Consider the following 25,409-nt stretch of genomic DNA (forward strand, 5'->3'; position numbering starts at 1 on the left):
CTCCCCCAACCCACTCCTGACCCACCGCAACCAATGGAAAAGATAAACCTCAATGCGAAAAAATCCGCACCCTGCTCATAAAGCCGAGCCACCAGAGAGGAAGTAACAAGTAGCGAGTAACGAGTAACAAGTGGAGAATTATGGCGTAGTTTTGAGGGCTATGAATTAATGGCTACTCTTTTTTCTTCAGTTGCTTGATAGTAGCAATCAGGATGCGGATAATGCAGTTAAGCTCATCCAACATCGGCGTAAACTGTTGCTCAGCGATCACACCCGAGCTAACCAAGATCCGAATCCAATAACGGCATTCCGACGCCTCTTGCAGCGCAATCGAATACTTCGAAATAAAATCCTTATTCGACTGAGCAAACTTCGCCTCTGCACAATTCGCCCCAATACTCCTCCTTGCCCGCAAAAACTGCTTCGACAGCACCTTACCCGCATCATCAAACGGCTGTTTATTCAACTCCACATACGCCTTAACAACCCGTATAGCAAACGATTGGGAACGGGCTTGGATGCTGATGGAAGTGGACATGGAGGGAGGAGGGGAAGCCAGGTAGGGTGCGTCACCGAGAACCTCGTAGGGAGTGACGCGTCGCATCACTCCCTACCTTAGTTTTTTCCCACTACCTGGCCGATGCGTCTCAAAATCTGCAAAATTTCACACAGTTCCTGATTAGACGTCATCGCGGCAAACACTCGCGAGAAACTATACTCTCCGCCCTGTGAACGAGCAACCTTCACAAATACCGAGTTATCACCATTGGTCATCAGCGCAAAACTGGGTTGTTTAGCCTGAGGATTCGCCATCAAATAAGCCAGTGTTTGCGGTAATGCCGACCATACCGACAACGCCGTCTTCTTAGATTCCAGCACGACGACCCAAAACTGTTCTTTGAGTACTAGCACATCTAACCGACCCTGCAAAACCTCCTCTGGATCCTCAAGAGTAAGCTGTACCGACTCCTCCGCCTTAAGCCTAAAAGGAGGATCATAAAATCCCGCTAGGGTTAGCAGTGGTGAGGCAAACAAGAGCGTTACCGTATTTTCTAATAGCTGTCCCTGGGAACGCTGATACAGATAACGCCGGCGCAGCTCTGTCAAGCCTGCCCTATCTATATCAGTGAGCGCTGGTAAATCAGTACACCATTCCTGAAAAAAATTATCTTCCTCTGTCCGACGCAGGCAGAAACGCTGTTCTGCCTCGATCAGGGTAGTAATCGCTTCTGTGATAGCAACTGACATTATTTGGACTATTTCTACTGCTCCATTGTAGCCAATACCCTCAAAATGTTTCGCCAGCACACCCTACCGAACTTTCCTATCAAGGTGATCTATCTGCAATGCTGCGTTACGCTTCGCTAACATGCCCTAATGATTTCAATCGCTAGTTGCGATTATTATGGTGCTACATACATATATTTTTATTCCTGAGCGGTTTATCTGTCTTAATCAGCTTTAGACCCATGCGATGTCATAGGCAAATAGCCTAAGGAAATCCAGCCCCATGTTTGAATCCACCCAGCGTAAACGAGACAAGCAGCCTCAAACGAAGTCCGAAGCAGATAACTATTGGCTCCCCGTGCAGCAACAACAAAATGTTAGTGGGACTCCAATGCAGCGACAGGCAGCACTGCATTACGATGTTGATGCCATGCTAGACACCGTATCATCAGAGCAGGATACCGCCGTTCAACGACAAAGCAACGAACAAGCAAACGAAAACCACACCGGCATGCCCGACCGGCTAAAGTCGGGCTTAGAACAGCTTTCCGGCTTTGACCTATCCAACGTGCGCGTTCACCGCAATTCTGCCAAACCAGCCCAGCTAAACGCCCTCGCCTACGCCCAGGGACAGACCATTCACCTCGGTCCTGGCCAAGAAAAACAGCTGCCCCACGAAGGCTGGCACATCGTACAACAAATGCAGGGTCGGGTAAGGCCCACTATGCAAGCTCACGGGGTAGACATTAATGACGATGTTGCCTTAGAACGAGAAGCTGACCGCATGGGAACCGAAGCCGCTCGCGGATAATGATAGTAAACGGTTCCTTGACAGGATAATGCCCATTACCCGGTGACGGCATGAACCCAGATCAAGTGTCTCAAAACGCAGCCTGTATTGATCTTGAACTCACCTGGTTCAGTACCCTGCTAGAGCATCGCATAAAACTATATTTTGAAGGCGAACCACCTCCGGATGACTTATTTGCCATCATCCCACCACCGGAGCTACGTCACAACGATGCGCCTTACGCCACTCTCGTGCAGCAGCTTCATCTACAGCCAGAAGACCGTCTGGTCCTTTGTCTATGCCTGATCCCCCATCTTAAGCCCCATCTCCTAGACACATTTTTTATCCGCAACCAAAACCTTGATCGCGGCTATACCGAATTTGGCGGCCTCACTGGCAATGTCCACAGTGGCTTTCTCCCCACCTGCGAAACTGCTATGTTTTTACTGGCTGGAGATAATCTCTCTGCTCGCTTACGCTACGATAATCTCTTTCAGCCCAAACACATCCTATTTACCCAGGGCATCCTCACCCTGGACTATCCACACCAAAACGAGCCCCCCCTCTGCGCAGCCCTCAACCTTAGCCCTGAGTATCGCCAACAACTCCTCACCGGGCAGCCCTACACCCCTGCCTTTGGTGCCGAGTTTCCAGCTCAAGAAATCACCACCGCCTTAGACTGGGATCATCTTGTGCTTAATCCAGCCACCCGCCAGGAGATTGACCATATCCTGGCCTGGGTACAAAACAAAGATCTGCTGATGGACCATTGGCAGCTAAAACAGCGGATTAAGCCCGGCTATCGCAGTCTTTTCTATGGTCCCCCAGGCACTGGCAAAACCCTAACGGCCTGTTTACTAGGTAAAAAGGTGGGTTTACCTGTGTTTCACGTTGAGCTATCTAACGTCCTGTCAAAGTACATTGGAGAAACTGAAAAGAACTTAGCCAAACTGTTTGATCGGGCCAATTATCATGATTGGATTCTATTCTTTGATGAAGCTGACTCCCTATTTGGCAAACGGTTAGAATCCCAAAGTTCCAATGACCGGGCGGCCAATCAACAGGTTTCATACCTGCTGCAGCGCATTGAAGACTATGCAGGTTTGGTCATTCTCGCCACAAATTTACAGTCTCATTTAGACAATGCCTTTGCCCGTCGGTTTCAGTCTATGATTCGGTTTCCCAAACCCAACCCTGAGCAACGCCTGCAGCTGTGGCAAGATACGTTTATCAACAAGCCTTTTAAAGTGGCTAAAGACGTCGATTTTGAAGCATTTGCCCATGAGTATGAGCTAACAGGCGGTAACATTATCAATATTCTGCACTACGCCTGTGTCAAAGCCGTTAATCGTAAACCACAAAAGATCCACAAAGACGATGTGCTCAACGGCATCCAGCGCGAGCTACAAAAAGAAGGCAAGTTAAATGGCTCAGCCTATAGCTCCTGGGATAGCCTGCCCACAGTCCCTAAGAAAAATAGCAATAGCCCAACTGGGAAACCCCTTTGGTTAGGCTCATCGATAACTATGGAATAAGGTTGTTTATATCTAAACAAATGCCACTCGGGTATCAAATATTGATATCCGTCGGTTGCACTAATGTTTGCAGATATTGGATCGCCTCACTGGGCGACAATAAAATAAATTCTCCCTGTCGTAATAGCTCATACTGGCCGCCTCGATACCCATGGGCCGTAATTAATTTCTTTTCCGTTGCTTCAGTGGCGAGCTGATATAGCTGATTAACGCTAATGGAATCCAGTTCTAAGTTCATTTGATTTTTGAGAGGATCTTAACCTTGACAAGTTCAATCTGACTAATGTGATGTCACCGTCATGTAGCAAAAGCCATTAGATAAACGGCTTCAAAAGGATGTTCTTGGTTTATAAGAGAAATCTGGGAACATCCTTAGCGCCTTGAAAATCCTTGAATATTGGCACTAGATAGATTTGTATTACGCTTCCATAGGACTAAATTCCACATAACGCATCTCTTAATTATGCAGACTTCAATCTTGAAATCAACTCTTTTTCATCAAACATTATTAACTTATGTCCTAAGTATAGAAATGTATCTTCAACTTCAGAAAATCAATCTTACGGAACGTTTGTAACATCGCTGTGTTACAGCGATGTTTCTCCTGCTTAAGTAAACCTTGTTCAAGGAAAAAATACTTTTATATTGAAAACTTCTTGATGTCTTTGCTGTGGACATTGCTATGGATTGATTTTTGTCAATGTTGAGAGATTTAACTTCGAGATCTTTGAAAAAATAAATTTGTTATGGTAGAAACAAGGCTAATGAGAATTTGTCACGCTTTTTTGATGGCTCTGGCCTAAGGGTCAGTTCAGTTGAACTAAAAAGTTTTGCGCTACAGAGACTTATATATTTACAAACGCCCCAAGCATTAATCCCAACGGAGGAGAGCCAGAATGGCATTAGACTACTTTGCCCCCGGTGTTTACGTTGAAGAAGTAGACCGAGGCAGTCGCCCAATAGAAGGCGTTAGCCTGAGTGTTGCCGGGTTTATTGGGTTTACCGAAGATGTTCGGGGCGATGCCGAACTGTTTGAGCCGATGATGATAACAAACTGGGCTCAATATTTAGAATTCTTCTCTAAACCGGGTTCCGACGGATTTACCGACTATGGCGCTTATTTACCCTTCGCGGTGCAAGGTTGGTTTATGAATGGGGGTGGCCGTTGTTGGGTGGTTAGTATTGGCACGCAGCTGCCAGGATCACCCCAACCCACGGCTGCTGATAATGCCACTAAGATGCTGACGTCAAGTGGTAAACCCTCGCTGTCATGCTATCTCAAGGAGAGTTCGTCGGAAGAGGGGGGCCTCCAAGTGTTACCCTCTAGCAGTGGGCGGTTGACGCTTACGGTGATGAATGGCGAACCAAAGCCATTGCCTGACGATGCTCCTGACGATGCAGAACCTCCTATTAATAATGGAGAGTATTTCACTGTAGTGGTGAGCAACGGCAGTGAAGAAGTTGAACGATATGAGCACCTCTCCATGAATCCGGAGGTGGAAACAGCCCTTGCTGACTATGCAGTGACGGCCTTAGAAGCCTCAGAATTTGTCACAATTGAAAATATCTCGCAATCAGGGCAGGCCCTCTCTCGACGTCCGGCCAATGGTTCCTACGAAATTGCGCCACCTCCCTATGTGGGTACTCCCGATCGATTTAATCGCGATCTCCAGGGCAATCGAGATGATCGCACGGGTATTCAGGGGCTATATGAAGTGGATGAAGTTTCCATGGTGGCCTGTCCTGATTTATTGCTGGCCTATGAGAGGGGGCTGATTGATATTGATCAGGTGCATGGTGTCATGGAAATGATGCTTAGCATGTGTGAAAATTCATTCCCTGGACCGGCCTATCGCATGGCGGTGATTGATCCTCCCCCTGTGAAGCCGGGTAAGAGTATGGACCCGGTGGCTCCCAGTCGACAACGTCCAGCGGATGTGGCCAAATGGCTCAGTTTATTTAATCGTCGTTCCATGTTTGGGACAACCTATTATCCATGGATAAAGGTGGCCAATCCTCGCGATGGTGGACGACCTAAATTGGTGCCTCCTTCCGGTCACATGATGGGTATCTGGTGTCGCACAGATGAATCTCGCGGTGTCTTTAAAGCTCCTGCCAATGAAACCCCGAGGGGGGTGATTGGTCTGGCCTATGAGACCAATATGCGTGAGCAGGAGTTACTCAACCCGCTGGGGATTAACTGTATTCGCAACTTTGCCAGCTATAACCGGGGGCTCAAGGTTTGGGGTGCCCGCACCTTAGTTGAGCCCGACAATGTGCAATGGCGCTACATTAGCGTGCGCAGGCTGCTCAGCTACATTGAAAAGTCCATTGAAATTGGCACTCAATGGGTTGTCTTTGAACCTAACGATCAAGATCTTTGGGCTAGGGTCACCCGCACCGTTAGCAACTTTTTAGAAAGGTTGTGGCGGGAAGGTGCCTTAATGGGAGGCGCTCCAGCAGAATCGTTCTATGTGAAGTGTGATGGTGAACTCAACACCCATGACACAATTATGTTGGGACGTCTCTATGTTGAAGTGGGCGTTTGCCCCGTGCGTCCAGCAGAATTTGTTATCTTCCGCATTAGTCAGTGGGCACCGAATCAGTAGTAGTTTTAAGGCTAATGCTAACTGAGCTGACTGTTTTAACTAGGTATTAAGGCCCCTTAATGCCTAGTTAAAGAAATAGTTCACCTGTAATCCAAGAGAAAGGAGTGATTTTATGGGCGAGTTAGTTAAACCCATTGCCCCCAGTAGTTTTTACCTGGAATTGGCAGGAGTATGTGAAGGGGAAAAGTCCGTCTTTAAAAGTGTTACTCTCCCTGACTATACGCCGAAAGTCCAGGGCGGGCAACAGGCCGTGGGGACTACTAAAGGGGGTAAAACCATTTGGCAGGTAAACTCTGCTGGTTTTGAAGGGTTGTTTACCCTTGACTGTGTCACCATTGCCAGTGGTGACGGTGATAGTACCAGTAAAAAACTCTACGAGTGGTTCGAAAAGTGTTTGCCCTCGTCCAATGGTGGTAAGAGTAAGTGGACTGATAATAAGGTAGAAGGCAGCATTACGGCTTATAACACCGATGGAGAGGAAATTGCCCAATGGCAATTTACAGAAGCTTGGCCATCTAAATATAAATGTGCCGATCTCGATGTGACAGCTGATGCTTACATTGAAGAGACCTATACCATTACCTGCGAAAAGTTTAACCGTACCAAATAGTTTAATTAGAGGAAACAATGGTTCAATATCTCACCAATTCTAAGTTTTACTTTGAAATTGATGGTGTTACGTCTTTAGCTGTGAAGACCTGTAGTGGTCCAGAGATTGAAATGGAAGTGGCTGGAGGCGATGCGGCCATTGGGGTAACCAAGGATGCTAAAACCCAAACCCAGGCAACCATTGGTGGTGTAAAATACAACGCTACCGTGACATTAACCTATGTGGCAGGTAATGAAGGCGATCAGAAAAAGCTCTCTGATTGGTATAACGATTGCCACCCAGATACCTTCTCGGGAGGTGCTTCTAAAGCGATGGATAGTCGTAAAACGGGCTCTTTGGTGATTTACGATCCTAATGGTAAGGAGGCTATGCGGTATAACTTTATTGATTTGTTCCCAGGCACCAAAAAACAAATTAGCAGTCTGGCGGTGGATAGTGGCGGTAATTTAGCAGAAGATACGTTAGAACTTTATTTTACTCAAGTTGTACGAGCTAAATAAATCTTGTCCACGTCCAGACCTGGAGTTTTGTCGTAGAGGAACCTCAAGGTTTCAACTGAGACGTGGTTTGGGTTAAACAATTACTGAGCTGTTGTTGATCAGGAGATCGATTATGTTTCCTGAGATTTTAACCAAGGCCAAGTTTTATCTAGAGCTAAAGTTAGATGGGAGTGTGGACTCCACGGATGGTTACTTTATGGAATGTTCTGGATTCCAGAGATCGCAAGATGTGATTGAGATCACTGAAGTCACTCCCCAGGTTTGGGGAAAAGATGGTAGCAGCCATGGCCATGTGGTGCGCTCAAAAATTCCAGGTAACAGTTCTTATCCCAACATTACGCTGAAGCGGGGGCTGACGGTGTCCATGGCCTTCTGGGATTGGATGGATACCATTGGCAGGGGTAACTGGAGTAAGCAACGTCGCAATGGGGCCTTATGTATCTATGGTCAGTCGGGACAAGAACAGTTTCGGTTTGAGTTTATGGGGGCCTGGCCCGTCAGCTATAAAATCTCTGATCTAGATGTCAAAGGAGCAGACCACAATATTGAAGAAGTGGAAATTGTGATGGAATCCCTCAAACGGATAAAAGTCTAATTTTGTAAAACTCACATATTTATTATGTCGACGATTCAACTCAGTAACAACAATATGGGTCTGGCCCCACCCAAGACAAAGCCTTCGCTTCAGCCCATAGACCCACCACCGAATCCTATAATAGAGCCACCAGGAGTTCCAGGTGGTCAAGACAGTCCAGTGGGTCTCCAGTCAGGTCCTCAAACTGAATTTTCCTTTGAATTACCCATTGGTTATGTAGATGCCGTGGGCCAATCCCACCGTCGAGGCATTATGCGTTTGGCCCGTACTGTGGATGAAATTGGACCCATGGCCGATCCACGGGTCCAGGCAAATCCCGCCTATGCCACTGTGATTATTCTGGCCCAGGTGACTTTATCCTTAGGTACCTTGCCGGATGTGAGTCCGGTGGTGATTGAAAATATGTTTGCAGGGGACTTAAATTATTTACAAAATTTCTATCGCAAGATAAATCGTCTTGAAGAGTAAAGTAGCGGTGCTCCCATGACTGACCACAACAAAAAATCCATGACTGGGGCTGAAAATGCGACATTTTTACCTCCCGTAGGGCCAGTGTCTAACCCGACTGGTTTTGTGGCTCCAGTCATTTTGCGAAGTGATCAGCCTGCGGAAGTAAAACAAATGATGGCCCGAGTTGCAGCTCAGTTAGCCCATGATCCCATGGCGATGCAGCAGTTTTGCGATCGCGTCTATCAACTACTTTGTGACGATGTGCGAGCACAGTATGAACGAGCCCATAGTTATAGGAGACGCTGTTAGTTTCAACAGTGTTAGTCTCCAAGGTGCGTCCATAATTATCCATTTTATCCACAACGGGAGGTGATCGCAGTGGCAACCGACAATAAAACTGTCACATCCAATGCCGCGAACTACGTTACCACCAATCGTTTCTACGTTGAAATCGAAAGTAAAATCACCGCCTCGTTTACGGAATGTAGCGGCCTAGGAGTCCAGGTAAAAAAAGAAATGGTCGAAGAGGGTGGCTTAAACGATCAGCAGCGTGTTTTATTAGGTAAGCCAGACTTTTCAGATGTAACTCTGAAGCGCGGTCTCAGTGAGAACAAAATATTTTGGGATTGGCTCAGCGCATTGTTTCAACCCAGAACCGTGGGAACTAATATCAAAGAGCATCGCCGCAACATTAACATTTTAGTATTTAACCAGGCTGGTACCATTCAACAGTGCTGGACCTTGATTGGGGCTGTGCCCATTGGTTGGCAAGCACCGTCGCTCCAAGCCGATGGTAGTGCTGTAGCCATTGAAGAACTGACAATAACCTATGAAGGATTGAATGTTACCTTTGGCAATGGCGGCGGCGGTGCTACCATTCTCTCCAAAGGTCGTTCTGACACTGGCTATTTTGAGAGTAAGTAACCGATGGCAAAGCATCTGGGTCATTGCTCTCCATTAGGTTTATGTCGTCCCTTAGGGCCGTCTGGAGTGGGGCAACGACGTCCCCTAGGTGCATCGTCCATATCGTTTCTAGATCTTAAAACATTCTACCCCAATGGTTTTCCTACTATAGTACCAGGGGAAATATCTTCAGTTAGTGAGGGAGCCCCTGGTACAACTAGTCAATTGGTATCGCAACCTTCGTCAATACCTGATGTAGGTGTTCAGCCTGAATCGGCATCCCCTCAACTAATAACGGATAACATTGCTGTTAACGCTCCGGTACAGCTATCTCATCCAACTGTATCAGAGAAGAAATCGGATTCAGATACATCATCTTCTGTTCAGGCCAAATCATTTCGAACTGACCTACAGAATTACTTTATGGGACATTCCCAACAGCAATCGCCTACATCACCCAGCTCTCCTTACTCCAACAATGCGTTATCTGCTGATAATCTTCCATTTATCCCTTCAGAAACAGTGCAACGACAAACACCTGCGGAATTACCTTCTGCAGGTGTCCCACCAGTGAATATTGCCCAGGCAGTGCAAAGCTTACAAAGTTCACAACAATCAGCATCCACATCTTCCCGTCAGGAAAATATCTCCCCGTCTTCTGACAGCCGAGCTAATTTATCTCCCGATCATCCACAAGAGAATAACCCAGTTAATCTGCCTACCGTTGAGCCTACGACTCAGATATTAGATCCCATTGACAGCTCTGCCCCGATTCAGCGTCAAGATAATACATCGGTAGACAACAACAATGAGCTACCCCTCCTTCAATCAAAACAATTTGGCCAGGCGGGTATAGACTCGTCTAAGTATACGACACAACCGTCTGAGTCCTTCAATACCCATGGGCTGATTCAGCGCCAAAGCCATGCCTCGACAGATAACAACATTCCTAACTCATCTGTCTCTCCATTAGTATCAACTAGTCAGGCTCCTACTAACCCATTAGTGGGTAGGGATGTTGATGGTTGGACTAATGAGTCACCCATCGGTCAACCCAAACAATTTAACCCGACGAATAAAGCTTTATCTTCAGACTTATCTTTTAGTAGCGCATCTCATCTACCGACAGGACAGAATAGTCATCCAGGCACTGCCAACAATCCAGTTATTAACCGAGCTATCGCCGCTGACTTGGGAGAGATAGAGTCAGTAGCAGGATTGCCTGAGATACCCTCTGCTGCATCTGAGACAGAATCTGATCGGTCTGGTATTCTCCAACGTCAGGAAGACATCTCCCAGCCTTCTGGTATTCCAATTGTTTTATCTCCTGGTCAGGAGCGGATAGATAACCCAGTTAATCTGACTACGGTTGAGCCTACGGATCTAACATTAGATCCCACTGATATCCCTGACTCAATTCAGCATCAGAATAAGACCTCGATAGATAACACCTCTAACTTATCCGTTTATCCATCGGCATCAACTAGTCAGGCCCCTAATGACCCGTTAGTGGGTGTTGTTGATAGTTGTTGGACCCATAAGCCACCAATACTTCAACCAAAACAATCTAATCAGAAGGCTATAAACCAGCCTTCTGATAGTGCATCTCCTCTACAAACAGGAGAAGATATTTTTGGTCATTCAGCTACTGCTAATCATCCAGTTGTTAACCGAGCTGTCGCTGTAGGCTCTGTTTCTGCTGAGTTAACAGAAGTGCCTGGGTTAACTTCTGCTGTATCAGAGACTGGAGCTGACCCCTCTGACATTCTTCAACGTCAGGAAAATATTTCCTCGTCTCCTGCCAGCCAAGCTGCTTTATCTCCCAGTCACGAACGAGAGAATAACCCAGTTAATTTGCCTATGGTTAAGCCTACGATGCATCCATCTGGGGCTATCAATGGCTCTGACCCAATTCAGAGCCAAAGTAATGTCTCGGTAGACAACAACGCTGCTAACTCATCCGTTTATCCATCTGCATTAATCAGTCAGGCTCCTACTAACCCATTGCCGAGTAGGGATGTGGCTGTTGGCAGTTGGGCTAACGAGTCACCTATACTTCAACCGAAACAATCATCTAACCAGGCAGATTTATATCAGTCTTCTGATAGTACATCTCGTATACCTCCAGGAGAAGATATCTCCGGTCATCCAGTTACTGCTAATAATCCAGTTGTCTATCAAGCTATTGCTGTAAATTATGCTTCTACTACTGAGTCTGCAGGAGTATCAAAGATAGCCTCTCCTGCATCAGAGGTCGGCTCTAACCCGTCTGATATTCTTCATCAACGTCAGGAAGACATCTCCCAGTCTTCTGATGATGCCTCCCATTTACCTTCAGGACAAGATATTTCTGGTCATCCAGGTACTGCTAATAATCCAGTCGTTAACCGAGCCGTCACGACAAACTCTGTTTCTAACGAGTTAACAGGAGTGCCTGAGATACTTCCTCCTGTATCAGAGACAGGGGCAGTCCCGTCTGATGTTCTTCAACGCCGGGAAGATATCTCCCCATCATCATCATCATCTTCTTCTTCTTCTTCTTCTTCTTCTGATGTATCTCACCTGCCGACAGGACAAGACAGTTCTGACCACTCAGTGACGACTAATAATTCAGTCATTAATCGAGCTATCGCCGTAGACTCTGCTTCTAACGAGTTTGCGAGAGTGTCTAAGATACCTTCTCCTGTATCAGAAACGGGCTCTAACCCGTCTGATATTCTTCATCAACGTCAGGAAGACATCTCCCAGTCTTCTGATGATGCCTCCCATTTACCTTCAGGACAAGATATTTCTGGTCATCCAGGTACTGCTAATAATCCAGTCGTTAACCGAGCCGTCACGGCAAACTCTGTTTCTACCGAGTTAACAGGAGTGCCTGAGATACCTCCTCCTGTATCAGAGACAGGGGCAGCCCCGTCTGATATTCTTCAACGCCGGGAAGATATCTCCCCATCTTCTGGTAGCCCAGCTGCTTTATCTATCAATTGGGAGCAAACAGATAACCTGGCTAATCTACCTGCGGTTGAGCCTCAGACTCAGATATCTGAGCCTATTGTTGGACCTGGCCCGATTCAGTGTCGAAACAACACCTCAGTAGACAATAACGTCTCTAGCCCATCAATCCATTCGTCAGCGTCAACCCCTCAGAAACCTACTAACCTGCTATCAACTGAGGATATGGCTGCTGATAGTTGGACCCATGAGCCAACAGTGCTTCAACTCAAACAATCTAACCAGGCAAATATAAACCAGCCTTCTGATAGTGCATCTCGTCTACCGACAAGACAAGATATCTCTGGTAATCCAGGCACTGCTAATCATCCAGCTATTAACCGAGTCATCGCTGCAGACTCTGCTTCTGCCGAATCAGCAGGAGTATCTCAGATACTTCCTCCTGTAGCAGAGACAGATACTAACCAGGCTGATATTCTTCAATGCCAAAAAGGCATCCCCCAGTCTCCTGGTAGCCCAGCTTCTCAATTAATCGAGCGGGAACAAGCAGTTAACCTAGCTAATTTACCTACGGTTGAGCCTCAGGCTCAGATATCTGGTCCTATTGCTGGACCTGACCCGATTCAGCGTCAGAATAATACCTCGGTAGATAACAACGTGATTAACTCCTCCTCGCCACAATCACCACTTGTTTCCCAAAAAGTGCAACCTTTAGAAGGGGGTGAACCGTTTCAATTGGCTGAAGAGAACACATTAACTTCTGAAATCCCTAGTTTTCAAATTCAGCGTCAACCATTACTCAACCTTGAGGCAGATATTGCCAAATCTAAAGAAGTATCAGGCTCGACTACACAGGCAGTTTCATTAGAGCAGTCTCAGCTATCTCCGACTCAGCTAACACGGCCTGTCCCCGGTTCTGATGGTCGGCAATTGTCATTTGATAATGTTCACGTAGCAACTGAGCCATCGCACTCAGCTTTCAGTGCTCCAGTTGAACAAACTTCGCAAGCTATTCCTCATCCTTCGGCAGAGTCAGCTCAGAAGATTATTCCGCCATCAACTTTATCTCCCACTTCTTCAGAGCCGATTCAGCGCAAATCCCAAGAGGTTTTGAGGCTACCAGTAGAAGAGTCAGATCCACCGACTATAGCGGATCCTCTTAAACAGACGGTGCGATCAAAAATCTCTGCTACGATAGAGTCGGGTCAGGCGACTACTTTATCAATGGCAGATGCCCATGCATCTACGGAACCAATTCAATGCTCTGAAATACCTGGACAGGTATCCATAGAGATAGATCATCCAGTAACACAGCCATCGATACCCACCGAAGAGATAATACACCAGTGCAAGGCGACCGAACCTCAAATTCAGTCCGGTATAGTATCAGACACACCTAAATCATCTGAATCTCCTAAATGCGCTGAGTCTAAACAACCCTCTGGAATGCAGGTCTCTGAAACACTTTCTAACGCCCAGCAGTTGCTCCTGCCAGGGTCCCCTGCCATCGTTCAACGTGTTGCTGCTGCTACTACCCAGCCTTCTAACTTCCACCATCCACCCAGCAGTCCAGTCAATGAGGTGGCACCATCTCGTTCTCTGCAACGTACACCTCACTCACGCCATCAATCAGCTGCTCCTGAGGGAAATTCATCTCCTACGCCAGCTTCTAATTTCTTGCCTGCAGAACCAGGACAATCTATTCAACCACTGACTCCCTCAACTGCTAAATCTATACAACTTAAGTCTGGTTCGGTAGTAGATAATGCTGTTGATCTGATGATCGATCCCATCGCCTATGTTTCAAACACTAACAGCCATACGATTAATACGGTTTCCCCTAGCCATATCGATAAGACTGAACAACAATCGGATAACCTCTCACAAGTGGCAGTGATACAGCACTCTGTAGCTGATAGTTCTGAGTTACAGAAAACTAATATTAATCCTAGAACGCAAATTTCTAAAACGCTGCAGAGCAAGGTTAATGGTGAGGTTATTCAATCAAAACAGGATGCTGAGATCGCACCCACAACAAATCTTTCTTCCCCTATCTCTACCCCGTCTCCTCCCCCTACTCTCCAAGCCAAACCCTCAACTGAACAAACTGTTAAGAAGGTAGCCCATCAATTAGCAACTCCATCGACCCCTCCTGGGAAACCCAATAGCCAGAGCCAGTCAGGGGCTATCCTTGTTAACACCTCCCAGGTCACACCATTATTGACGGTACTCAAACCGCTGGGTGTATTACGTCCTCTTCGCTTCGTGGTGCAACCCAGGGCAAAATCAGAATCAGTGACTCACTTATCTCAGGCTCATCAGATATCAATTCAACGGGTAAGGGATAGGGATACTCGTATGGATGCTGGTCAAACGCTGCCGCTCAATATGCTTAAGCCGATTGGTGTGCTACGTTCTCTGCCATCTTTGGAGACGCGATTGCAGGCCCCCACGTTCCAGTGTGAAACTCAACGATCCCAAAGCAATCATGACCAGAACAATCATGTTCAGAACATTGATGGCAGTATTCCCAGCGCGTGGTCGAGTCTAGAAAACTTAGTAACACAGTTAACCCCTGCGTTACCTGATGCCCCAGCGTTGATCCAATCGTCACCCCAAAGTTCAGCTCAAAGTTCAACTCAAACTCCAGGTCAAGCTCCAGTTCAAACTTCTGATGGATCGTCTATCCAGTCTCTAGATCGCCACACTATTCAACGACAGACAGTTGATCAAATACCTGCCCATGTAAACAATCACACCATTCAACGTCAAATAGATGATCAAACCCCAGCACAGCTCACAGAATCCACACTGCCCAATGCCTGGTCTAATATTGAAGATCTTGTCACCCATTTTCATCCTACGTCTAACGCGGATATATCCGCCAAAGACTTAAATCCTCAAGCAGTCTCGCATCTTTCAAACACAAAGGATAACGTTGCCTCTCCGATCCCTGATTCGGCGATCGCATCAACCGCGTCTAGCGATCGCACCATAGCATCTGAGTACCTTACCAATAAAATGGCTGGTTCTGTTCAACGTAAACTAGATTCATCACCAACACATTTATCATCAGCTGCATCCGCATCAACATCACCTACAAATATTATCCAAACAGCCCAAGATCTACCCACGGTCACCATCCGTAGTTCATCAGACACTAGTCAACTGGAGACAGATAATTATATTCGGAACTATAGTCAGTATCTAGAGTTACTCGCTCAAGAAGTCTATAGCGTTTTACGACAACGCCTTTGCCTGGAACAAGAGCGCCGAGGGCCCAAATATCCGCGATGAGTTTTATTAACTGATGAGTACATTTGTAAAAGCCAAATTAATTGCCCAAGGGGGTGGCAACAATATTGAATTTATGTTTAACCCAACGGAGTTAAGCTTCAGTCGCAGTCTTCGCCTCAATAGCCCTGGTGGGGCGCGTACTGACGAGGGATTGCCCAAGGTGAGTTTTGGTTCGCCTGAGCCCTATAGTCTTAACGTCTCTGGTCTGGTTTTTGATACCTATGAAACCGGTGAAAATGTGATCGATAAATATGTCGAAAATTTTCGACAGGCAGTTGAATTTATGGATAGCCAGGAGCGTCCTCCCATCTATCTCTTAACCTGGGGCAAGCAAGAATATTTACGCTGTTTTGTGGAGTCGTTATCCTATAAGCTCACCATGTTCTTAGCCGATGGGACACCTGTTCGCGCCACCGTGGATATTACCCTCAAAGAGGTCGGAGAAGTTAGTGGCACTGGTAATACGGGAACACCGGGGCGACCAACATGAGGAAGCTACGGGAATCTGCAATATTAGGTTCTGTATATTTTTGAACCACACCCAAGTTGAATCCTGGAACTCTTACCAGAAAAACTACAATTCTGGACGTGGACAAGGTTTATTTATACTAATGTGAATCTATCTCACTCAACGTGTCCGCTGATAACGACCACCTTTAAAATGAAGTATTCTCCGTAGAGATAATGCCGCTATTATGCCCGCATCCTCTTTTATCGCCCAACCTACGCTCAAAATTGACGGATCAACGGCGTCATCTGAATTAATGGACGACATCCTCCAAATTGCTGTGGAGGAGAGCTTGCATTTGCCAGGCATGTTTACCCTTGTCATCCGGAATGACTATTATGGTGGTGCTGCCAATTATGAAGTCTGGAAACATGAGAAACTCTTTGAAATTGGCAAATCCATAGAAATTGGGTTTGCCTCTAGTACGACAGAGTCCGATGATTTTGATGATGAGAACAAAGGTAATGTGATTAAGGGCGAAATTACAGCGATTGAAACCCATTTCACCAGTGAGGCCCAAGCGCCCATCATTGTGCGCGGTTATGATACCTCCCATCGGTTACATCGCGGTCGTCACAATCGCTCATTCCAGAATAAAACAGATTCTGACATTGTTAAATCTATTGCGTCGGAAGTGGGCATTTCAGTCGGGACTGTAGATACTACGGGCGGTCCCTATGGTTATGGTGACATTGGTGGGGCCAGTGGCTATGTGTTTCAACAAAACCAGACCAATATGGAGTTTTTGCGGGAGCGGGCGGCCCGCAATGGATTTGAACTATTTGTGCAGGATGGGAAACTGTATTTTCGTAAACCTAAAAAAGATAGCACCCTAGAATTGGAGTGGTTGAAAAACGTCCACAGTTTTCGCGTCCGCGTCAGCAGTGCGGAACAAATGAAAAGTGTGGAGGTGCGAGGGTGGGACTATAGTCGTAAGGAAGTGATTGCGGAAAGTATTAGCTCCGCCCAAAAGGTCTTAACAGAAACAGATAGCGGTGCGGGTAGTAAAACCGTCAGTAGCTTTAATGGACAGCCCAGCACTCCCACCCTAATTATGGTGGACCAACCGATCTCTCAATCCAAAGAGGCCAAGACCATGGCCCAGGCCCTATTTGATGAACTGGGGGGAGAGTTTGTCCAGGCCGATGCGCGGGCGGAAGGTAACCCCTTGATCCGTCCGGGGCGAGTGGTTAAGTTGACCGGAATGGGTAAGTATAGCGGGAGCTATTATGTCACAGAAACCCGTCAACTTTTCCATGAACGGATCTATACAACAGAGTTTGCGGTTAGGGGGCTGCGGGGTGGTGATTTGCTCCAAACCCTGGAAGCCAGAAATACGTTACAGCCAGGGCAAACCCACATGGTGGGCATTGTTGCCGACAATAATGATCCGAAGGGATGGGGACGGGTGCGCGTTAAGCTACCCACGTTAACCGAGGATCATATGAGTAACTGGGCGCGGGTGGTATCAGCAGGGGTGGGACCATCACGGGGGGTGGATTGGTTGCCGGAAATTAATGATGAGGTATTGGTAGCCTTTGAACATGGCGATATTCATCGGCCTTTTGTGTTGGGCGGAATCTGGAATGGCAAAGATGCCCCTCCAGAAAAGACAGAGGATGTTGTTGCCGGAGGCAAGGTGCGGTTACGGACATTCAAAACCCGTTTGGGACACACATTACAGTTTGTCGAAGAGGATAAGGGGGATAGTAAAAAAGGAGTTTACTTAACCACGGTCGATAATCATTTGCTGCATTTTAATGATACAGATAAGTACATTGAGCTCAAGACGAAAGATAGCCATCAGCTGAAGTTGGATGATAAAAACAAAAAAATCGATCTAAAAACCAAAGGTGGTCATCAAATCACCATGGATGACAGTGGTAAGAATGTGAATATTATCTCCACTGGCAGTCTCAATGCTAAATCGGGAACCAGTGGCAACAGTGAAAAGATCAATATTAATGGTGGTGAGATTACCCTCACGGGCGCAACTAAAATTACCCTGAAGGTGGGTAGCAATAAAATTGTTCTCAGTAGTTCAGGAATCGATATTACGGGTACGCAACTGAATATGAAGGCCAATGCGAGTGCCAAGCTACAGGGAGCGATGGTGGATGTTAAAGGTCAGGGGAGTGTCAATGTGCAGAGTACCGGTATGACTAAGGTGGCGGGCAGTATCTTGAAGCTAAATTAAGGTGAATTATGGGAATGCAAGTTGTGGCGGGGGCAATGCTCCAATGTCCGTTTGGTGTCGCTCCAAGTACGCTTAATGTGATTCCCAAGGGACCACCTGCATTTGCATCGGGGCCTTTCGCTGCAACGATTATGGACTTTGTCCCGATTGCAAATGTTATGCCCTTTGGAATGTGTACGTCGTTGGCGAACCCGACGGTAGCCACTGCCACTGCGGCCGCCTTAGGAGTGTTGACGCCCATGCCCTGTATTCCTGTGATTCCGGCACCGTGGGCACCGGGGTCACCAACGGTATTGATTGGCACATTCCCGGCACTGAATGATAGTTCGAAATGTATGTGTACCTGGGGTGGGGTGATTTCGATTATCAACCCTGGCCAGTTTACCGTACAGATTCCTTAACAGACTTTTGGAACCTGTCCACATCGTTTATTCTCTCCTGTTGCCCCCTTTCAACCAATGATCACACCCTGCTCCAAGCCCACATTTGTTTTGCCTATCGTTGTTTTACTACTGATGCCTTCACCAGCTAAGGCATTTAGCGCTAACGATTTGGAGGCCCTGCGCGAACTACGACAGTGTAGACGATGTAATCTAGAAGCAGTCAATTTGGCCCATGCCTATCTACAACAGGCAAACCTGAGTCGGGCCAATCTGCAAAATGCCAATCTCAACACGGCGGATCTGCGGGGAGCTTTTTTACATAATGCAGACCTCCGTAATGCAGACCTCCGTAATGCGGATTTGCGGGGAGCCAATCTACAAAATGCCAGGCTGGAAGGAGCACAGCTAGCAGATCTTCGTATTGATGACCAGACCATGCTATCGGCTAAGTGGCGGTTGGTGTATGACTTAGTTACCCATGGCTACAATGGTCAAGACCTGACGGGCGTGGACCTGAGTGGGGCCAATTTAGATGGTGTTGATCTGCGCAATGCGGATTTAACCAATGCTAATCTGACCGAAGCTATCTTAGCGGGGGCTGATTTACGCCACAGTAGTCTGGAGGGATCTGTCTCCACCGAGGCTGATTTGTTCATTGCCGATTTGCGACAAACAAACCTACGAGATGTAAATTTCGAGGATGCTAGTCTCCGTGCCGCTGACCTGCGGGAGGCTACTTTAACCTCTACCAATTTTCGGAATGCAGATCTGGCTCTTGCTTATTTGCATGCAGCTCAGTTGGATACAGCGGACCTCCGTCGTTCCAATCTTTCGGCTGCCATATTAACAGACACTAACCTGCAGGGGAGAGATTTAGAAGGAGCCAATTTGTTTGCAGCTGATATCAGGGGTGCGAATCTCTCCGATACTAATTTTGAGGATGCACAGCTGATCGGTGCGAATCTCGCCAATGCCACCCTGACCGAAGCATCTCTCGACGGTGCCACCATTGAGGGTGTGACCTTGCGGGGTCTCCGTTTACAGTCCGTTGACCTGAGTCGTCAGAATTTACGAGGCGTTGACTTTTCAGGTTCGGATCTCAGTCATAGTAATCTGAGTGACTCTGACTTGAGAGATGCCAATCTCAGTGGTGCGGTTCTCACCAACAGTCTTTTGATTGGGGCCAAGCTGATAAGAACAAATTTGAGTGGTGCTGATCTTACAAAGGCTAACCTGAGTAAGGGAGATTTTCGGGAAGCTAATTTTGAAAATGCGACGTTGACAGACACTAATTTTAGCGGCGCAGACTTACGGGGGGCCAACCTTGAGGGTGCATCGTTAGGGGGCATTCAATTTAGTGATGCCACCAACCTCTGTGGAGCGATCTTGCCTGATGGGACAACTTTTACATGCAGTCAGTAAGTTGGAAACTAGTGGATAGGTTTCTGCTAAGGCCAACGGATAGACAAGAATATTGGCTAAATAGTCGCCTCAGGGGAGCAACAGAGCAACAGCAATAATCTCTGTATCATCGGTTTCAAAATCCTGAAACATGCAACGTAACTGGTCTGACTAGAAGACGTTTTCAATGGCTTTTAGGTTTTGTTATGGGCTTAAAAAAAGCTCTTCCGGAACTGCCGTGGTCGACTACTATATCTAGCGTTACGGATGAGAGCATGACACCTGTGGGATGATTGAGGTGGTCGATTCCATGGAGGCTAGCTATGGATAACTCTATTCGTATCCCTCTTGACCTACCGGACGTTCGTGTCCTAGATCTTTCCAAGACTGACCAGGGTGCTTGGCTAATGCCATCAATGTGGCCGACAGATCAGGCACTCTCATGGCTTTGAACCTGCCATCCAGCTACGTTACCTCCCCTTGTTTGAAACGCCTGTTTTTATTGAATTTTGCCCTAAGCGCTACCGCTGCCAACTCTGCGAGAGGAAGCCCACTACCACCGAACGACTGAGTTGGCATGAGTTACGGAGTCCCAACGCCAAGCCTTATGAACAGTGGCTAGTTCGGATGCTAATCAACTCGACAGTTGCAGACGTAGCTAGAAAGCTGAATATCAGTGAAGAGGCCGTCGCTGGTGTTCTGAAGCGTTATCGCGACTACCCAAGCCATACGATTTGGAAGGTTAGGTCGTTCGACTATTTAAGATAATAGGTGGACCGTCGCAGGAAAAGCACCGATGCATTGTCCGTTGGTTGGGATTGGGTCTATGTTAAAAGGCTTTCTGAAGGACTATCGCGAGGCCTTACAGGTTATTTTTCTCTGCTCATAACCTTCCAAGTCGTGTCCCATACATGTGGAGAATGTCATCTGGCATTCATCGATGGTGAAAAAGGACATCTACATCACATTGATGGTGACCGGAATAATTGGGCGATAAACAACTGTTTAGCCGTCCATGAATCTTGTCACGATTATATCCATATGGGCAAACGCTAATTCTCTCCTAAAACGGCTGGAATTATCTCAGGTAGTCGGGAGTCGGATGCGGTGAAAGTCGCACGTCCGGATCTAAGTGGGAGGGGCGAAGTGGTAACACTTCCTCCGACCCAACCTAAAAATAGTATGCTGAATTTGAGCTATCATGTCCCTTGAAATCAGAGCGTTTTGGCGGTTACTCGATTTTTGAAGGTGGATGGTGCGACGGATTAATCAAAAATGTGTGGCCTGTGCTCAGATGAGTGTGTCAAAGTCAAGGCAGCTCCATGGGGAGTCTGGCGATGGTTGCTGGGTGGAAAAGCGGTGTCATCGACGGCTGAAATGCCCCCATAATTTTGGGGGGCACTACAGTATTTATTTCGAAGCCTTGACGTAGTGGATTGTAATGTCTTGCTCTCAAATAGAACGTATAGCCACTGACTTAGCTTTACCCAAGTTGCTATAAGTGGCTGAATTTGGTTTAAGTAGGGCATTAGAGTGTCGAGTGATCGCTAAGGTTTTGGACTTGGTCAAGTGCTTGTTGCTGAAGCTGGGCGGTCTCGCTGGTAGGGCAATGGCTCGGCATAATCCAGCAGTTATATCGCTTTTATGTAACGACTTAGTCCTTGGTCCGACTGGGTTTGCTATACCTCTTAATGTATTAAGTCGAGCTTAGTTTCATACTCATCTAAAAAAGTTGTATCACTCTGCATAATCTCTAGAAACTCCCCTGATAGGTCAATAGACGCTTACTAATGACTTCCGTAAGGACCTTGATTTTTTCTCTGCTGGAGGAGTTCCCATGAAATTTAATCAAACTCAAATAGAGATTACTTCTACGCTTAAATCTGACTCAACATTCGGTCAAAGTAAAACAATTTCGACGGAGCCTACTTCGCAATATCTTTCTACCTTTCAGCGCAAACTTTTAGAAAAACGTCTGAAAAAAGGCGATTTGTCAACGCTGTGGTGCAAGCGTATTCAAATTATGTTGCTCGCTGATCAGGGTAAATCTCAAACAGAGATTTGTCAGCTACTTGGTTGCTGTCATGCGACAGCACGACACTGGATTTTGATTGCACAATCAGGCCAGGCCCATACCTGCTGTGATAACACTCTAGGGCGACCCAAGATTGTTCATGATGAATATCTCAATCGCCTGAAAGAACTGGTCGAACATAGCCCTCGCGATCACGGGTATGTCTTTCGTCGCTGGACTGCAGGTTGGCTAAGCAAACACCTGGAGAAAGAATACAACATTCGAGTTAGCGATCGCCATATCAATCGATTACTCAAGCAAATGGGATTATCCACACGGCCTCAGTCTTTATCTAAGACTGACTGTACAACGTCTAAGGATATATCAGCTGCTCAGGCATCAGAACTAAAAGCTCGTGCAAAAAAAATTGCGATTCACGATTTGCAACCAGCTTCTAATCTCGAATCTGGGTTCTATCAATTAAGCTATGTGGCTCAGAGCTAGATTTTACAAGTTTAGTTTCTAGATGAATTTGGCTGCTTCTATCAATCGCACGCGCAAACAACCCCATTTAGATCCATTGAACAAGAGGTCAAATATCGATGACGCAGAATCTTGTAGCGTTTTCTCTCTCCTGTCAGACACTCAGTCATCTCTTTAGGATAGCTATTTCAGAAGCTCAACTACAAGCGTGTCTGAAACAGACTCAGAAAACTCAGCCAAAGGTTGGTGCTTTCTGGCATAGTCAGCAGGATAAGCCTGGACTTTACATTGTTTTTTCTGGGAAAGTTCGTCTCCTCAATGAAGCAGGACAATTGGTAGAGACCATTGGTCCTGGTGGTGCCTTTGGTGACTGTACTCTGTTTCCGGCGGATGGTGAGTTTCTAACTTATTCTGCGCGGGCTTCCCTAGGGGTGGAAGTTGGCTTTCTGCCTCAGTCCTGGATAGATGATCTGATGTTCCACTTTCCTGAGGTCCGTCAACACTTGTTAAATCGGGCAAGAATACATAATGCCCGACTAGAATCTGATATTTCCTTAAGGGGCAATCGTGAAACTAGCAGCGAAGCTGCCAGCAAGGTTGCTAGAAAGTCTGTCAGTAGCCTTGCCCCTATAAAGTCAATTCCTAACGCCAGTCGGGTACGCAAAGCATTCTTTCCTACACCTAACCAACGGGTTGGGCACCTTTTTCAGCGTATAATTCGGCGCTATCCCTTCTATGGGCAGCAAAGTGCTTCCGACTGTGGGGCTGCTTGTCTGTCTATGGTGGCTCGTTACTGGGGCAAACGATTCAGCATCAATCGTCTGCGCGATATTGCCAATGTTGATCGTAATGGGGCTTCACTGCGTGGCCTGTCTACTGCAGCTGAAAGTGTTGGCTTCAATAGCCGTCCCATAAAGGCAAGTTTGGATCAGCTCGCCAAGCAGCCGCTACCGGCTATTGTTCATTGGGAAGGTAAGCACTACATCGTGGTGTACGAAATCACACCTAAGCATGTGATTGTGGCTGATCCAGCAATCGGCCAGCGCACCCTTACCGTGAAAGATTTCAAGGCTGGTTGGACTGGTTACGCTCTGCTATTAACGCCAACAGCGCTCTTTCGGGAAACTCTAGAAAGCACCACTCCATTCTGGCAGTTCTTTGAGTTGTTGAAGCCTCACGGGGTGGTAATGTTAGAGATTCTGATTACCTCTCTCTGCATCCAGTTGTTGGGACTCATTACACCGCTGTTTACCCAACTTATCCTTGATCGGGTAGTGGTGCAACGCTCAGAATTAACCCTGGTGGCAGTGGGACTAGGATTAATCATTTTTGGTCTGTTTCGGGTTGCTATGACAGGGCTCAGACAGTACCTACTTGACCATACAGCGAATCGAATTGATCTGGCCTTAATCGTCGGATTTATTCGTCATACTCTACGGCTGCCGTTGGGCTTTTTTGAATCGCGCTATGTTGGCGATATTATTGCTAGAGTCCAGGAAAATCGTAAAATTGAACGTTTTTTGACGGGTGAGTCTTTATCTATCTTGCTTGATCTGTTGACAGTATTTGTCTACATCGGGCTTATGTTTTGGTATAGCTGGAAAATGGCTTTGCTAGCCCTGGTGATTATTCCACCATTCTTTTTATTAGCACTGCTGGCCACACCTTTTCTGAGACGAATTTCACGAGAGGTGTTTAATGCCTATGCCAGTGAAAATAGCTATTTGATTGAGACTCTCTCTGGCGTTAGAACCGTTAAAGCAATGGCTGTCGAGCAAACAGTTCGTTGGCATTGGGAAGAGTTACTAAATCAGGAAATTAAAAAAGGATTTTCCAGCCAAATTATTAGCAATCGTTTACAAATTGTTAGTCATACTATCGAAACGCTGGCAACTACTGGCCTACTTTGGTTTGGGGCCTGGCTAGTGATTCAAAATGAGTTGACTATTGGCCAGTTGGTAGCCTTTAACATGCTTCTCGGCAATGTTATTAGTCCTTTTCAACGTTTAACAGTCCTTTGGAATCAATTCCAGGAGGTTGCTATTGCTGTAGAGCGCATTAATGATATTCTCGATGCTGAGCCAGAGGAAAATTGGCTCACTGAAGTGCGACAGGGCTTGCCCTTGATTAACGGTAAAATTCGCTTTGATCAGGTGACTTTTCGCTACCATCCTGACAGTGACATTAACGTACTCGAAAATCTGAGTTTTGAGGTGCAACCAGGACAAATGGTAGCTCTGGTGGGCCGCAGTGGCTCAGGTAAAACTACGATTTCTAAATTACTGCTAGGACTATATCCTCCTACGGATGGCAAAATTTTGGTGGATGGCTATGACCTATCGACTCTAGCCATGCAGTCGTTTCGTCAACAAGTTGGGGTCGTCGATCAAGATACTTTTCTTTTTGGCAGCACAATTCGCGAAAATATTAGCCTGGGCCATCCCAGTATGTCCCTTGAATCAATTGTGGAAGCAGCTACTTTGGCTGGAGCCGATGAGTTTATTCGCAGATTACCCATGGGCTATGAGACTCAAATTGGTGAAGGTGGTGGCATGTTATCAGGCGGACAGCGACAGCGACTGGCCATCGCTCGGGCACTCCTGGGCAACCCAAAATTGTTAATTTTGGATGAGGCAACTTCTCACCTGGATGCAGAATCAGAGCGTATTATTCAACAAAACTTAAATCAAATTATCAAAGACAGAACAACACTGGTAATTGCTCATCGATTATCGACTATTCGTAATGCCGATCTGATTCTGGTATTAGATCGCGGGATTTTAGTAGAGTCAGGGAATCATGAAGCCCTGATGGCTCGTCGAGGTCATTACTACTACCTCAATCAACAACAATTAGCCACCTTGAATTGAGCCATTGCTTGACATGAAGTGTTGTCTGCTGCGACGCAAAAAATATCTCAAAATCTTTGCCCCTTTAATTTTATTTATCTCTATC

At 46.6% G+C, this 25,409-nt stretch carries 19 protein-coding genes and 1 pseudogene; 17 read left to right on the plus strand and 3 right to left on the minus strand.

Annotated elements, in window-relative coordinates; translation table 11 throughout:
• Positions 1-172: 172 nt before the first annotated feature.
• Complete coding sequence (locus SPB21_RS34190; RefSeq protein WP_499869513.1) at positions 173-604, minus strand: four helix bundle protein; 432 nt, start codon at positions 602-604, stop codon at positions 173-175.
• Positions 605-615: 11 nt separating this feature from the next.
• A complete protein-coding gene (locus SPB21_RS34195; RefSeq protein ID WP_499869515.1) occupies positions 616-1,248 on the minus strand; it encodes a type I restriction endonuclease subunit R in 633 nt (210 codons plus the stop codon).
• Positions 1,249-1,510: 262 nt separating this feature from the next.
• On the opposite strand from SPB21_RS34195, the gene SPB21_RS34200 reads away from it, so the two are divergent.
• A complete protein-coding gene (locus SPB21_RS34200) occupies positions 1,511-2,038 on the plus strand; it encodes an eCIS core domain-containing protein (protein ID WP_499869517.1) in 528 nt (175 codons plus the stop codon).
• 50 nt (positions 2,039-2,088) lie between these two features.
• The gene (locus SPB21_RS34205; RefSeq protein WP_499869518.1) at positions 2,089-3,552 is read left to right on the plus strand and encodes an ATP-binding protein; all 1,464 of its coding nucleotides are present in this window, start codon (positions 2,089-2,091) and stop codon (positions 3,550-3,552) included.
• Between the two features lie 34 nt (positions 3,553-3,586).
• Here the strand turns inward: SPB21_RS34205 and SPB21_RS34210 are convergent, their stop codons facing one another.
• On the minus strand, positions 3,587-3,790 hold the full coding sequence (locus tag SPB21_RS34210; protein ID WP_163670271.1) for a hypothetical protein: 204 nt from the start codon (positions 3,788-3,790) through the stop codon (positions 3,587-3,589).
• Between the two features lie 658 nt (positions 3,791-4,448).
• Between SPB21_RS34210 and SPB21_RS34215 the strand changes: the two genes are divergently transcribed.
• The 15 genes and pseudogenes from SPB21_RS34215 to SPB21_RS34285 all read left to right on the plus strand — a co-directional run bounded on the left by SPB21_RS34215 (position 4,449) and on the right by SPB21_RS34285 (position 25,324).
• On the plus strand, positions 4,449-6,161 hold the full coding sequence (locus SPB21_RS34215; protein ID WP_499869520.1) for a phage tail sheath family protein: 1,713 nt from the start codon (positions 4,449-4,451) through the stop codon (positions 6,159-6,161).
• A 112-nt stretch (positions 6,162-6,273) separates the two neighbouring features.
• Positions 6,274-6,771 (plus strand): phage tail protein, encoded by a 498-nt coding sequence (locus SPB21_RS34220; protein ID WP_163670267.1) that lies wholly within the window; start codon positions 6,274-6,276, stop codon positions 6,769-6,771.
• A gap of 17 nt (positions 6,772-6,788) precedes the next feature.
• Positions 6,789-7,271, plus strand: a complete 483-nt coding sequence (locus tag SPB21_RS34225) for a phage tail protein (RefSeq protein WP_163670265.1) — start codon at positions 6,789-6,791, stop codon at positions 7,269-7,271.
• A 109-nt stretch (positions 7,272-7,380) separates the two neighbouring features.
• On the plus strand, positions 7,381-7,866 hold the full coding sequence (locus SPB21_RS34230) for a phage tail protein (RefSeq protein WP_163671841.1): 486 nt from the start codon (positions 7,381-7,383) through the stop codon (positions 7,864-7,866).
• Positions 7,867-7,890: 24 nt separating this feature from the next.
• Positions 7,891-8,334: a hypothetical protein gene (locus SPB21_RS34235; RefSeq protein ID WP_499869521.1), complete on the plus strand. Its 444-nt coding sequence runs from the start codon at positions 7,891-7,893 to the stop codon at positions 8,332-8,334.
• A gap of 15 nt (positions 8,335-8,349) precedes the next feature.
• Entirely contained in the window at positions 8,350-8,625 is a 276-nt protein-coding gene (locus SPB21_RS34240) for a hypothetical protein (RefSeq protein WP_250565179.1), read from the plus strand.
• A gap of 69 nt (positions 8,626-8,694) precedes the next feature.
• Positions 8,695-9,240 carry a phage tail protein gene (locus tag SPB21_RS34245; protein ID WP_431732038.1) on the plus strand — a complete coding sequence of 182 codons (546 nt, stop codon included), beginning with the start codon at positions 8,695-8,697 and terminating at the stop codon, positions 9,238-9,240.
• A gap of 3 nt (positions 9,241-9,243) precedes the next feature.
• Positions 9,244-15,468, plus strand: a complete 6,225-nt coding sequence (locus tag SPB21_RS34250) for a hypothetical protein (protein ID WP_499869524.1) — start codon at positions 9,244-9,246, stop codon at positions 15,466-15,468.
• 13 nt (positions 15,469-15,481) lie between these two features.
• Positions 15,482-15,958, plus strand: coding sequence for a CIS tube protein (locus SPB21_RS34255; protein WP_163670260.1), 477 nt, complete (start codon positions 15,482-15,484; stop codon positions 15,956-15,958).
• Between the two features lie 205 nt (positions 15,959-16,163).
• Positions 16,164-18,173, plus strand: a complete 2,010-nt coding sequence (locus tag SPB21_RS34260) for a VgrG-related protein (RefSeq protein ID WP_499869526.1) — start codon at positions 16,164-16,166, stop codon at positions 18,171-18,173.
• 8 nt (positions 18,174-18,181) lie between these two features.
• Complete coding sequence (locus tag SPB21_RS34265; RefSeq protein ID WP_163670257.1) at positions 18,182-18,574, plus strand: DUF4280 domain-containing protein; 393 nt, start codon at positions 18,182-18,184, stop codon at positions 18,572-18,574.
• 57 nt (positions 18,575-18,631) lie between these two features.
• A complete protein-coding gene (locus tag SPB21_RS34270) occupies positions 18,632-19,978 on the plus strand; it encodes a pentapeptide repeat-containing protein (protein WP_499869528.1) in 1,347 nt (448 codons plus the stop codon).
• A 302-nt stretch (positions 19,979-20,280) separates the two neighbouring features.
• Positions 20,281-20,668, plus strand: a pseudogene (locus SPB21_RS34275) (helix-turn-helix domain-containing protein); the annotation flags it as partial.
• 1,126 nt (positions 20,669-21,794) lie between these two features.
• Positions 21,795-22,475 carry a helix-turn-helix domain-containing protein gene (locus SPB21_RS34280; RefSeq protein ID WP_499869530.1) on the plus strand — a complete coding sequence of 227 codons (681 nt, stop codon included), beginning with the start codon at positions 21,795-21,797 and terminating at the stop codon, positions 22,473-22,475.
• 98 nt (positions 22,476-22,573) lie between these two features.
• A complete protein-coding gene (locus SPB21_RS34285; RefSeq protein WP_499869531.1) occupies positions 22,574-25,324 on the plus strand; it encodes an ABC transporter transmembrane domain-containing protein in 2,751 nt (916 codons plus the stop codon).
• Positions 25,325-25,409: the final 85 nt, after the last annotated feature.

The sequence above is a fragment of the Leptothoe sp. ISB3NOV94-8A genome (assembly GCF_043421595.1).
GTDB classification, from domain to species: Bacteria; Cyanobacteriota; Cyanobacteriia; order Phormidesmidales; family Phormidesmidaceae; genus Leptothoe; species Leptothoe turfae.

Excerpts from the sequence above, each read along its gene's own strand:
- SPB21_RS34265 (WP_163670257.1), top strand. The coding sequence starts at position 18,182 with ATGGGAATGCAAGTTGTGGCGGGGGCAATGCTCCAATGTCCGTTTGGT.
- SPB21_RS34195 (WP_499869515.1), bottom strand. The coding sequence starts at position 1,248 with ATGTCAGTTGCTATCACAGAAGCGATTACTACCCTGATCGAGGCAGAA.
- SPB21_RS34280 (WP_499869530.1), top strand. The coding sequence starts at position 21,795 with ATGAAATTTAATCAAACTCAAATAGAGATTACTTCTACGCTTAAATCT.
- SPB21_RS34255 (WP_163670260.1), top strand. The coding sequence starts at position 15,482 with ATGAGTACATTTGTAAAAGCCAAATTAATTGCCCAAGGGGGTGGCAAC.
- SPB21_RS34240 (WP_250565179.1), top strand. The coding sequence starts at position 8,350 with ATGACTGACCACAACAAAAAATCCATGACTGGGGCTGAAAATGCGACA.
- SPB21_RS34190 (WP_499869513.1), bottom strand. The coding sequence starts at position 604 with ATGCGACGCGTCACTCCCTACGAGGTTCTCGGTGACGCACCCTACCTG.
- SPB21_RS34200 (WP_499869517.1), top strand. The coding sequence starts at position 1,511 with ATGTTTGAATCCACCCAGCGTAAACGAGACAAGCAGCCTCAAACGAAG.
- SPB21_RS34225 (WP_163670265.1), top strand. The coding sequence starts at position 6,789 with ATGGTTCAATATCTCACCAATTCTAAGTTTTACTTTGAAATTGATGGT.
- SPB21_RS34235 (WP_499869521.1), top strand. The coding sequence starts at position 7,891 with ATGTCGACGATTCAACTCAGTAACAACAATATGGGTCTGGCCCCACCC.
- SPB21_RS34210 (WP_163670271.1), bottom strand. The coding sequence starts at position 3,790 with ATGAACTTAGAACTGGATTCCATTAGCGTTAATCAGCTATATCAGCTC.
- SPB21_RS34205 (WP_499869518.1), top strand. The coding sequence starts at position 2,089 with ATGAACCCAGATCAAGTGTCTCAAAACGCAGCCTGTATTGATCTTGAA.
- SPB21_RS34270 (WP_499869528.1), top strand. The coding sequence starts at position 18,632 with ATGATCACACCCTGCTCCAAGCCCACATTTGTTTTGCCTATCGTTGTT.
- SPB21_RS34215 (WP_499869520.1), top strand. The coding sequence starts at position 4,449 with ATGGCATTAGACTACTTTGCCCCCGGTGTTTACGTTGAAGAAGTAGAC.
- SPB21_RS34260 (WP_499869526.1), top strand. The coding sequence starts at position 16,164 with ATGCCCGCATCCTCTTTTATCGCCCAACCTACGCTCAAAATTGACGGA.
- SPB21_RS34250 (WP_499869524.1), top strand. The coding sequence starts at position 9,244 with ATGGCAAAGCATCTGGGTCATTGCTCTCCATTAGGTTTATGTCGTCCC.
- SPB21_RS34285 (WP_499869531.1), top strand. The coding sequence starts at position 22,574 with ATGACGCAGAATCTTGTAGCGTTTTCTCTCTCCTGTCAGACACTCAGT.
- SPB21_RS34220 (WP_163670267.1), top strand. The coding sequence starts at position 6,274 with ATGGGCGAGTTAGTTAAACCCATTGCCCCCAGTAGTTTTTACCTGGAA.